Raw genomic sequence first — 9,101 nt, 5'->3', positions numbered from 1 at the left:
CTGCCGCAGGCGTTCAAACGCGTGCTGCCGCCGCTGGCCGGGCAGTTCATCAGCCTGGTCAAGGACACCTCGCTGGTCTCGGTGATCGCCATCACCGAACTGACCAAGAGCGGTCGCGAGGCCATCACCACCTCGTTCTCGACCTTCGAGATCTGGTTCTGCGTGGCCGCGCTGTACCTGGTTATCAACCTGCCGCTGTCGCAAATCGCCAGCCGGCTCGAACGGAGGCTCGCGCAAAGTGATTGAAGTTCGCGATCTGGTAAAAGTCTTCGATACCCGTGGGCAGGTGGTGCGCGCGGTGGATAACGTCAGCACGCGGGTGGACAAGGGCGAGGTGCTGGTGGTGATCGGCCCGTCCGGCTCCGGCAAGTCGACCTTCCTGCGTTGCCTGAACGGCCTGGAGGCATTCGACTCCGGCTCGGTCAGCATCGACGGCCTCGACCTGGCCAACCCGAAGACCGACGTCAACGCCTACCGCCGCGAAGTCGGCATGGTGTTCCAGCATTTCAACCTGTTCCCGCACATGACCGTGCTGGAGAACCTCTGCCTGGCGCAGAAGGTGGTGCGCAAGCGCGGCAAGGCCGAACGCGAGGAGAAGGCGCGGGCGCTGCTGGCCAAGGTCGGCATCGCGCAGAAGGCCGACGAGTTCCCCTCGCGCCTGTCCGGCGGCCAGCAACAGCGGGTGGCCATCGCCCGGGCGCTGTGCATGGAGCCGAAGGTGATGCTGTTCGACGAGCCGACCTCGGCGCTCGACCCGGAAATGGTCGGCGAGGTGCTCGACGTGATGAAGACCCTGGCGCTGGAAGGCATGACCATGGTCTGCGTCACCCACGAGATGGGCTTCGCCCGCGAAGTGGCGGACCGCGTGCTGTTCTTCGATCACGGCAAGCTGCTGGAGGATGCCGCTCCCGCGCAGTTCTTCGCCCAGCCGAAAGATCCGCGGGCGCAGGCGTTTCTCAAGCAGGTGTTGTAGGTCATGCGTAAGGCCTCGCGGCGTTGATCTGCGAGGCCTTACTGGTCATCTCAGGTCTTATTCAGTGCCTCGGCGACAAAGTCGAGGCGATCCTGGCCGAAGTGCATTTCGTTGCCGACGAAGAAGGTCGGTGCGCCGAACGCGCCGCGCCGGATCGCCTCTTCGGTGGCGTTCTTCAGCCGCTCCTTGACGGCCTCGTCATTCACCAGCCGTTCGAACTCCGCCGGGTCCAGCCCCGCCGCGCTCAGCACCTCGGCCACCACCTCCGGCTTGCCGAGGTTTTTCTGCTCGACCCACAGGGCTTCGAATACCGCCTTCAGATAAGACTGGAACTGCGGCGTATCGAGGTAACCGGCGGCGCCGCGCATCAGCGTCAGGGTGTTGATCGGAAAGTGCGGATTGAAGGCCATGGGCACGCCATAGCGCTGGGCGAAGCGCGCCAGGTCTTGCAGCATGTAGCGACCTTTGGCCGGAATGGTGACTGGCGATTGGTTGCCGGTGGCTTTGAACACGCCCCCCAACAGCATCGGTCGCCAGGTGATCTCGGCGCCTGCCTCGGCGGCGATTTTCGGCAGCTGGGTCCAGGCCAGGTAGGTGGCCGGGCTACCGAAATCGAAAAAGAACTCTACGGATCTGCTCATCTTATTGGTCTCGGATGGTTAAACGGGCAGCCGCTGTTCAAAAGGTTTCCAGCCAGGGCCGCAGGTCCATCTCATGCACCCAGCAGTCGCGAGGCTGGCAATGGATCTGCCAGTAGGTCTCGGCGATATGCTCGGGGTTGAGGATGCCGTCCTGTTCCTTGAGCCGATACAGTTCGGGGAAGGTCTCGCGAATAAAGGCGGTGTCGATGGCACCATCGATGATCGGGTGGGCGACATGAATGCCTTGCGGCCCAAGCTCGCGGGCCATGCTCTGGGCCAGGGCGCGCAGGGCGAACTTGGCGCCGGCAAAGGCGGAGAAGTTCGCGCGGCCGCGCAGGGAGGCGGTGGCGCCGGTGAAGATGATGCTGCCGCGCTTGCGAGGCAGCATCACCCGTGCGGCTTCGCGGCCGGTGAGAAAACCGGCCAGGGCGGCCATTTCCCAGACTTTGCGGTAGACCCGCTCGGTGGTTTCGCTGATCGAAAACTGCACGTTGGCGCCGATGTTGAACACCACCACTTCCAGCGGGCCGATCTCCCGTTCGATGGTTTCGAACAGGTTGAGCACCTGTTCTTCCACCCGCGCATCGCAGCCAAAGGCGCGCGCCGTACCGCCGGCGGCGACGATTTCATCGACCAAAGGCTCGAGTTTCTCGGCATGGCGTCGCGCCACGCAGGCGACATAGCCCTCGCGGGCAAAGCGTTTCGCTATCGCTCCACCGGTCGCATCGCCGGCGCCCATCACTAGTATCGCTTTGCGTGCAGTCATGGCTTTCTCCTAAGTTCTATTTTGGAACCCTGTCGAATAGTCAGTTCCTTTTTAGAACCTGTCAAGCTATGGTGAGTCATCGGCTTACAGAGGTTTCGTCATGCGTTGGGAAGAACTCGATCAACAACCCTGCTCTCTGGCGCGCACCTTGTCGGTGGTGGGAGATCGTTGGACCCTGCTGGTGCTGCGGGAAAGCTTTCTCGGAGTGCGGCGTTTCGATGAGTTCGAAAAACGCCTGGGCGTCACCCGGCATGTGCTCGCCGATCGGCTGAAGAAGCTGACCGAGGCCGGAGTGCTGGTTAAACAGGCCTATCAGCAGCGTCCGCTGCGCGAGGAATACCGGCTGACCGCCAAGGGCCGCGAGCTGTACCCGGCGGTGTTGGCGCTGGTGAACTGGGGCGACCGGCATATGAGCGGTGTCGAGGGTGCGCCGCTTCGTCATGTGCACAAGGCCTGCGGGCAGGCCATGCACGGCGTGCTGGTGTGCTCCGAGTGTGGTGAGCCGCTGGCGCCGCGGGATGTGGATGTGCATGAGGCGCCGGCCTTGCAGGGCCAGTTGTTACCGGCACATTGGCACGCCAAGTCGCGGGGGTAGCCCTGCGGCCGATTTAAAACAGCCGGGCGAGGAGTGCGGTGACGGCGGTTTCCACCCGCAGGATGCGTTCGCCGAGCTGTACCGGCTGCAAGCCCGCCGCGTGCAGCTTCTCGACTTCGTAGGGAATCCAGCCGCCCTCCGGGCCGATGGCCAGGGTCACCGGCTGTTCGACGGCGCGCGGACAGGCCGGATAGTCGCCAGGGTGGCCGACCAGCCCGAGACTGCCCGCCGCCAGTTGCGGCAGGCGATCTTCGACGAAGGGCTTGAAGCGCTTCTCGATCAGCACTTGCGGCAACCGCGTATCGCGCGCCTGCTCGAGGCCGAGGATCAGTTGTTCATGGATCGCAGCCGGTTCGAGAAAGGGTGTCTGCCAGAAGCTCTTTTCCACCCGGTAGCTGTTGAGCAGAATCAGCCGTGGTACGCCCATGCTGGCGACGGTTTGCAGCACCCGGCGGAGCATCTTCGGCCGCGGCAGGGCGAGTAGCAGGGTCAGCGGTAATTTGGCCGGCGGCGGCTGATCCAGGCTGATCTGCAACTCGGCCTCCTGGGCCTCGAGGCGCAGCAGCTGGCCTTTGCCCATCAAGCCGTTGAGGCGGCCAACGCGCAGGCTGTCGCCGGACTCGGCGCGATGCACTTCCTGCAGGTGCTTGAGGCGGCGGCCCTGCAGAACCACGCGATCCGCCGCGACAAAGTCGGCATCCTCCAGCAGCAGCAGATTCACGGCTGGGTCGCGGGCGGTTGGTCGCCGTCGTCGGGGCTGACTGGGGCATCATCCGGGTGCTCGCCGCGTTTACGGATCATGCCGCCGAAGAACAGGCCGATCTCGAACAGCAGCCACATCGGCACCGCCAGCAGGGTCTGCGAGAAGATATCTGGCGGGGTCAGCACCATGCCGACCACGAAGCAGCCGATCACCACATAGGGGCGGATCTTGCGCAGGTAGACGACGTCGACCACGCCGATCCAGATCAGCAGCACCGTGGCTACCGGGATCTCGAAGGCCACGCCGAAGGCGAAGAACAGCGTCAGGACGAAATCCAGGTACTCGTTGATATCGGTCATCATCGCCACCCCTTCCGGGGTGACGCTGGCGAAGAAGTGGAAAATCAGCGGGAATACCAGGAAGTAGGCGAAGGCCATGCCGCCGTAGAACAGCAGGATGCTGGAGACCAGCAAGGGCATGGCCACGCGCTTCTCGTGCTTGTACAGGCCAGGCGCGATAAAGCCCCAGACCTGGTGCAGGATCACCGGAATGCTGAGGAACAGTGCGACCCAGGCGGTCAGTTTGAATGGCGTGAGGAAGGGCGAGGCGACGCCGGTGGCGATCATGGTCGCGCCTTCCGGCAGATAGGCGCGCAGCGGCGCCGAAACCACCGTGTAGATGTCCTGGGCGAAGTAGAACAGCCCGCCGAACAGCAGCAGCACCGCCACCACACAGCGCAGCAGGCGCGAACGCAATTCGGTGAGGTGCGAGACTAGCGGCATTTCCTGGTCGTGTTCCGGCTTGTGGTCGCTCATGGGGCTCGCGGCGGTTGAGAGGCTTCGGGGGCACTGGGTGTGGCTGCGGCCAGGTCGACGCTGCCGGGCGGCGTAGCAGTCGGCGTCTCGGCAACCAGCGTTTCGCTGGTGACAGGCTCGCCGACGGCAGCCGGCGGCTGTGGCGGGGCGATGAGGTTTTTCGCCTCCTGCTCCAGCGCCATGATGTGCTCGTTATGCAGCTGGCGGCGAATCTCGTCGGCGCCGATCTCGCGCTCGACTTCCTGCTTGATCGCGTTGAAGCTGCGCTTCAGCCGACCTATCCACAGGCCGGCCGTGCGCGCCGCCCCGGGCAGGCGCTCGGGGCCGAGCACCAGCAGCGCAACCAGGCCGACCAGCAGCAGTTCGGAGAAGCCGATATCGAACATACTGCTAGTCCTTGCGCGCCGGCTCTTCGACTTTCTGCGCTTGCGCGTCGATGGTGTGCGGCGGGTTCAGCGGCGCGCTCGGTTGCACCGGCGGCTCGCTGGGTTTCTCCTCGTCGCTCATGGCCTTGCGAAAGCCTTTGATCGTCTCGCCGATATCGCTGCCCAGGCCCTTGAGCTTCTTGGTGCCGAAGATCAGTACGACGACGATCAGAATAACGAGCCAATGTTTCCAGTCAAAAATACCCATGGAGCTGCTCCTCTCAATAAATGCGTTATGCCGAAGGTTCGCGGGCGGCCTTTTCGGCATGCCCGGACAGACCGAAGCGCCGATCCAGCTCATCCAGCACCGCCTGGGGATGCTGGCCGAGGGCGGCGAGCATGACCAGGCTGTGGAACCAGAGGTCGGCGGTTTCGTAGATCAGGTCGCTGCAGTCGCCGCTGACGGCAGCGTCTTTGGCGGCGAGGATGGTTTCCACCGATTCCTCGCCGACCTTTTCCAGAATCTTGTTCAGGCCCTTGTGGTACAGGCTGGCCACGTAGGAGCTGTCGGCCGCGGCGCCTTTGCGGGCCTCGAGTACTGCGGCCAGGCGGGTCAGGGTGTCACTCATGGCGGTGTCCTGCTGAGCTGTGTGCACTGTAGATGGCGTGTGGGTCTTTCAGGACTGGCTCGACAATCTTCCAGGCGCCATTTTCGAATACCCGATAGAAGCAGCTTTCCCGCCCGGTGTGGCAGGCGATGCCGCCGATCTGCTCGACCATCAGGATGACGACGTCGGCATCGCAGTCCAGGCGCAGCTCGTGCAGTTTTTGCACATGGCCGGACTCTTCGCCCTTGCGCCAGAGTTTGCCCCGTGAGCGTGACCAGTAGATGGCGCGGTTCTCGCTGGCGGTGAGGCTTAGCGCCTCGCGGTTCATCCAGGCCATCATCAGCACGCGGCCGCTTTTGTGATCCTGGGCGATGGCCGGAACCAAGCCCTCGGCATTCCAGTTGATGTCGTCCAGCCAGTCGTTCATGGGTTGTCCGTTAATGCGTAGCCGTTAGTGCACATATTGGCGCGGGTAACTCGCGGTGATCGTGAGCGTTGAATAACCCAGTGTGCCAGCGCGTCGCCGCTCTGGCTATCGGCGCACGACGAGGTAGAGCCCGGCGCCGAGCATGATCCAGGCCGGCCAGGCGCTCAGCGCCGCCAGCGAGGCGCAGCTTGCCGCCAGACTGGCACCGCCGGCCATCAGCGCGGCACCGGTCAGGCGCAACAGCCAGCCATCGCGCTGTTCGCCCCGGGTTGGCGCGGGGGCCGTGGGCTGCGGCTGCGACAGGCGTTCGAGCAGCTCACGAGTCATGTGCGCCAGGTGCGGCACCTGCTCGACCTGGGCCTGCAGGTTGTGCAGCAGGCTTTTCGGGCTGATCCGCTCGCGCATCCAGCGTTCGAGGAACGGCTGCGCGGTGCTCCACAGATCCAGGTCCGGGTAGAGCTGGCGACCCAGGCCTTCGATATTCAGCAGGGTCTTCTGCAGCAGCACCAGCTGCGGCTGGACTTCCATATTGAAGCGCCGCGCGGTCTGGAACAGGCGCAGCAGCAGCAGGCCGAAGGAGATGTCTTTCAGCGGCCGCTCGAAGATCGGCTCGCAGACGGTGCGAATCGCCGCCTCGAAATCATTCACCTTGGTTTCCGCCGGTACCCAGCCGGAGTCAATATGCAGTTGCGCGACCTTGCGGTAATCGCGCTTGAAGAAGGCGATCAGATTGCGCGCCAGGTAGTCCTGATCTTCCGGAGTCAGGCTGCCGATGATGCCGCAGTCGACCGCAATGTATTGCGGGCTCCACGGTTGGCGGGTGCTGACGAAGATGTTGCCGGGGTGCATGTCGGCATGGAAAAAGCTGTCGCGAAACACCTGGGTGAAGAAGATTTCCACGCCGCGCTCGGCCAGCAGTTTCATGTCGGTGCGCTGATCGGCGAGGGTTTCCAGGTCGGTCACCTGAATGCCGTAGATGCGCTCCATCACCAGCACTTGCGGCCGGCACCAGTCCCAGTACACCTGCGGCACATAGAGCAGCGGCGAGCCCTCGAAGTTACGCCGCAACTGGCTGGCGTTGGCCGCCTCGCGGAGCAGGTCGAGTTCGTCGTAGATGGTCTTCTCGTAGTCGCTGACCACCTCGACCGGGTGCAGGCGGCGCGCGTCGGTGGAGATGCGTTCGGCCAGTTTGGCCAGCAGGAACAGCCAGGCCAGATCCTGGCGGATGACCGGCTTGAGGCCCGGGCGAATCACCTTGACCACCACTTCCTCGCCGCTTTTCAGCTGCGCGGCGTGCACCTGGGCGACCGAAGCCGAGGCCAGCGGCTGGCTGTCGAAGCGTGCAAACACCGCACTGACCTTGGCGCCCAGTTGCTCCTCGATCAGCGCCAGCGAGTGGGCGGGGTCGAAGGGCGGGACTTGATCCTGCAGCTTGGCCAGTTCGTCGGCCATATCCATGGGGAGCAAGTCGCGGCGGGTGGAGAGCAATTGGCCGAATTTGATGAAGATCGGCCCGAGGTCTTGCAGCGCCAGGCGCACCCGCTCGCCGCGCGATAGCGGCAGCGCCGTGCGCGGCAACCAGCGCCAGGGCAGGGCATAGCTCAGCGCGCGCAGCCACCAGGGCAACGGCAGCTCGAGCAGCAAGTCATCGAGGCGGTAGCGGATGACCACGCGCTGGATGCGCAACAGACGGCGGACGGCAAGCAGCTTCATGCGGGTTCGCTAGGCTTTTGGGTGAGGGGGGGTGTGACGGTGAGGCGTTCGAAGCGCGCGTCGAGGCGATCGAGGGCGAGTTTGAGGCCATCCAATTCGGCGAAGCGTGCTTCGGCTTCGCGTTGGCCGACCAGGCTGCGCGACTCCTCGTTGAGGTAGTCGGCGAGGTTCTGGCGCAGGCTGTCGAGGCTTTGGCTGGTCCAGCGCACACGGCTTTTCAGGTGGCCGCCGAGCAACTGGCTACCCAGCGGGCCAAGCCAGCGGGCCAGCTCGTATTCCCAGTCCAGCTCGAGATCCTGAAGGATGCCGGCGAGCTCCAGTAATACGCCGCTGTCACCCTGCAGTTCGACTGCCGGGCTGTGCAGCACGGCGGTTTTCTCTTGGCTGGTGGCCAGGCGCAGCAGGCTGGCAGCCGGCGCGCGCAGGCGGCAAGCGACGTCGCCTGCCCAGTTCGCCGCCAAGTGCAGGCCAGCGCCATCGGCGAGAATGAACAGCTGCGCGGTTGGGGCACGGCAGTCCACCGCGATCACCTTGCCAGCCAGGCGCTCGAGCCGTGGCAGCGCCGTGCTGTCCAGGCGCAGCACACGATTGACGCCGTGCTCAACGCCGGCCAGCAGAGCCTGAGTCAGCATCAGGGCTTGATGCCGCGGTGCAGCGCGACGATGCCGCCAGTCATGTTGTGGTAGGTGGCGCGCTCGAAACCGGCCTCGACCATCATTGCCTTGAGGGTTTCCTGATCCGGGTGCATGCGGATCGACTCGGCGAGGTAGCGGTAGCTTTCCGAGTCGTTGGTGATCAGCTTGCCCATCATCGGCAGCAGGCTGAACGAATAGACGTCATAGGCCTTGGACAACAGGCTGCTGGTCGGCTTGGAGAACTCCAGCACCAGCAGGCGGCCACCCGGTTTGAGCACGCGCAGCATCGAGCGCAGGGCGTCTTCCTTGTGGGTGACGTTGCGCAGGCCGAAGGCGATGGTCACGCAGTCGAAATGGTTGTCCGGAAACGGCAGCTTCTCGGCGTCGGCCTGGACAAATTTGACGTTGCCGGCCACGCCCAGGTCGAGCAGGCGATCGCGGCCGACTTTCAGCATCGAGGCGTTGATATCGGCCAGCACCACCTCGCCGGTCGGGCCGACCAGGCGGGCGAATTGCTTGGTCAGGTCGCCGGTGCCGCCGGCGATATCCAGCACGCGGTTGCCGGTGCGCACGCCTGACAGTTCGATGGTGAAGCGCTTCCACAGGCGGTGCACGCCGGCGGACATCAGGTCATTCATCAGGTCGTACTTGGCCGCCACGGAGTGGAAAACCTCGGCGACCTTGTCGGCCTTCTGGCTTTCCGGCACGTTTTGGTAGCCGAAGTGGGTGGTCGGTTCGGCATCACTGCCTTTGCGCGGATCGTTCATGTCGCTGTCACCGGAAGAAAGTGCCGGCCATTCTAATCCCGGTGACCGGCTTTGTCTTGGCAACGGACGCCTGTGGTTGGCGTGCAAGCTGGC

Annotated in this window: 14 protein-coding genes; 3 read left to right on the top strand and 11 right to left on the bottom strand. The window is 64.3% G+C overall.

Translation table 11 applies throughout. From position 1 onward, the window contains the following. Positions 1-246, top strand: a 246-nt coding sequence (locus FFS13_RS08825) for an ABC transporter permease subunit (RefSeq protein ID WP_137818727.1), incomplete at its 5' end; no start/stop codon positions are given. After that, positions 239-973, top strand: a complete 735-nt coding sequence (locus FFS13_RS08820; protein ID WP_137818726.1) for an amino acid ABC transporter ATP-binding protein — start codon at positions 239-241, stop codon at positions 971-973. The genes FFS13_RS08825 and FFS13_RS08820, both read left to right, overlap by 8 nt. 50 nt (positions 974-1,023) lie before the next feature. Here the strand turns inward: FFS13_RS08820 and FFS13_RS08815 are convergent, their stop codons facing one another. Both FFS13_RS08815 and FFS13_RS08810 read right to left on the bottom strand, forming a co-directional pair. Further along, positions 1,024-1,614: a 2-hydroxychromene-2-carboxylate isomerase gene (locus FFS13_RS08815; RefSeq protein ID WP_137818725.1), complete on the bottom strand. Its 591-nt coding sequence runs from the start codon at positions 1,612-1,614 to the stop codon at positions 1,024-1,026. A 37-nt stretch (positions 1,615-1,651) separates the two neighbouring features. Next, positions 1,652-2,380: an SDR family oxidoreductase gene (locus FFS13_RS08810; protein ID WP_137818724.1), complete on the bottom strand. Its 729-nt coding sequence runs from the start codon at positions 2,378-2,380 to the stop codon at positions 1,652-1,654. A gap of 100 nt (positions 2,381-2,480) precedes the next feature. On the opposite strand from FFS13_RS08810, the gene FFS13_RS08805 reads away from it, so the two are divergent. After that, complete coding sequence (locus tag FFS13_RS08805) at positions 2,481-2,975, top strand: helix-turn-helix domain-containing protein (RefSeq protein ID WP_137818723.1); 495 nt, start codon at positions 2,481-2,483, stop codon at positions 2,973-2,975. A gap of 13 nt (positions 2,976-2,988) precedes the next feature. Here FFS13_RS08805 and FFS13_RS08800 read toward each other — a convergent pair whose 3' ends face one another. From FFS13_RS08800 to ubiE, 9 genes are all read right to left on the bottom strand, one after another. Further along, positions 2,989-3,696: a 16S rRNA (uracil(1498)-N(3))-methyltransferase gene (locus FFS13_RS08800; protein WP_137818722.1), complete on the bottom strand. Its 708-nt coding sequence runs from the start codon at positions 3,694-3,696 to the stop codon at positions 2,989-2,991. Beyond that, the gene (gene tatC, locus FFS13_RS08795; protein ID WP_137818721.1) at positions 3,693-4,493 is read right to left on the bottom strand and encodes a twin-arginine translocase subunit TatC; all 801 of its coding nucleotides are present in this window, start codon (positions 4,491-4,493) and stop codon (positions 3,693-3,695) included. The genes FFS13_RS08800 and tatC overlap by 4 nt, the downstream gene beginning before the upstream one ends. Then, positions 4,490-4,879: a Sec-independent protein translocase protein TatB gene (gene tatB, locus FFS13_RS08790; RefSeq protein WP_137818720.1), complete on the bottom strand. Its 390-nt coding sequence runs from the start codon at positions 4,877-4,879 to the stop codon at positions 4,490-4,492. The genes tatC and tatB overlap by 4 nt, the downstream gene beginning before the upstream one ends. A 4-nt stretch (positions 4,880-4,883) precedes the next feature. Continuing rightward, positions 4,884-5,126 carry a twin-arginine translocase TatA/TatE family subunit gene (locus tag FFS13_RS08785; RefSeq protein WP_137818719.1) on the bottom strand — a complete coding sequence of 81 codons (243 nt, stop codon included), beginning with the start codon at positions 5,124-5,126 and terminating at the stop codon, positions 4,884-4,886. A gap of 25 nt (positions 5,127-5,151) precedes the next feature. Next, on the bottom strand, positions 5,152-5,487 hold the full coding sequence (locus FFS13_RS08780) for a phosphoribosyl-ATP diphosphatase (RefSeq protein ID WP_137818718.1): 336 nt from the start codon (positions 5,485-5,487) through the stop codon (positions 5,152-5,154). Further along, positions 5,480-5,893: a phosphoribosyl-AMP cyclohydrolase gene (gene hisI / locus FFS13_RS08775; RefSeq protein ID WP_137818717.1), complete on the bottom strand. Its 414-nt coding sequence runs from the start codon at positions 5,891-5,893 to the stop codon at positions 5,480-5,482. The genes FFS13_RS08780 and hisI overlap by 8 nt, the downstream gene beginning before the upstream one ends. A gap of 105 nt (positions 5,894-5,998) precedes the next feature. After that, positions 5,999-7,606 carry a ubiquinone biosynthesis regulatory protein kinase UbiB gene (gene ubiB / locus FFS13_RS08770; protein ID WP_137818716.1) on the bottom strand — a complete coding sequence of 536 codons (1,608 nt, stop codon included), beginning with the start codon at positions 7,604-7,606 and terminating at the stop codon, positions 5,999-6,001. Next, positions 7,603-8,238, bottom strand: coding sequence for an SCP2 domain-containing protein (locus tag FFS13_RS08765; RefSeq protein ID WP_137818715.1), 636 nt, complete (start codon positions 8,236-8,238; stop codon positions 7,603-7,605). The genes ubiB and FFS13_RS08765 overlap by 4 nt, the downstream gene beginning before the upstream one ends. Beyond that, the gene (ubiE, locus tag FFS13_RS08760; protein WP_137818714.1) at positions 8,238-9,008 is read right to left on the bottom strand and encodes a bifunctional demethylmenaquinone methyltransferase/2-methoxy-6-polyprenyl-1,4-benzoquinol methylase UbiE; all 771 of its coding nucleotides are present in this window, start codon (positions 9,006-9,008) and stop codon (positions 8,238-8,240) included. The genes FFS13_RS08765 and ubiE overlap by 1 nt, the downstream gene beginning before the upstream one ends. Positions 9,009-9,101: the final 93 nt, after the last annotated feature.

The sequence above is a fragment of the Pseudomonas sp. 2FG genome (assembly GCF_005502935.1).
In the GTDB taxonomy this organism is placed as follows: Bacteria; Pseudomonadota; Gammaproteobacteria; order Pseudomonadales; family Pseudomonadaceae; genus Aquipseudomonas.
The sequence above is the reverse complement of the archived record's forward strand: the minus strand, read 5'-3'. Positions and strand labels throughout refer to the sequence as shown.

Coding starts and splice junctions, on each gene's coding strand:
- FFS13_RS08815 (WP_137818725.1), bottom strand. CDS start 1,614: ATGAGCAGATCCGTAGAGTTCTTTTTCGATTTCGGTAGCCCGGCCACC.
- FFS13_RS08810 (WP_137818724.1), bottom strand. CDS start 2,380: ATGACTGCACGCAAAGCGATACTAGTGATGGGCGCCGGCGATGCGACC.
- FFS13_RS08805 (WP_137818723.1), top strand. CDS start 2,481: ATGCGTTGGGAAGAACTCGATCAACAACCCTGCTCTCTGGCGCGCACC.
- tatC (WP_137818721.1), bottom strand. CDS start 4,493: ATGAGCGACCACAAGCCGGAACACGACCAGGAAATGCCGCTAGTCTCG.
- tatB (WP_137818720.1), bottom strand. CDS start 4,879: ATGTTCGATATCGGCTTCTCCGAACTGCTGCTGGTCGGCCTGGTTGCG.
- FFS13_RS08785 (WP_137818719.1), bottom strand. CDS start 5,126: ATGGGTATTTTTGACTGGAAACATTGGCTCGTTATTCTGATCGTCGTC.
- FFS13_RS08780 (WP_137818718.1), bottom strand. CDS start 5,487: ATGAGTGACACCCTGACCCGCCTGGCCGCAGTACTCGAGGCCCGCAAA.
- hisI (WP_137818717.1), bottom strand. CDS start 5,893: ATGAACGACTGGCTGGACGACATCAACTGGAATGCCGAGGGCTTGGTT.
- ubiB (WP_137818716.1), bottom strand. CDS start 7,606: ATGAAGCTGCTTGCCGTCCGCCGTCTGTTGCGCATCCAGCGCGTGGTC.
- FFS13_RS08765 (WP_137818715.1), bottom strand. CDS start 8,238: ATGCTGACTCAGGCTCTGCTGGCCGGCGTTGAGCACGGCGTCAATCGT.
- ubiE (WP_137818714.1), bottom strand. CDS start 9,008: ATGAACGATCCGCGCAAAGGCAGTGATGCCGAACCGACCACCCACTTC.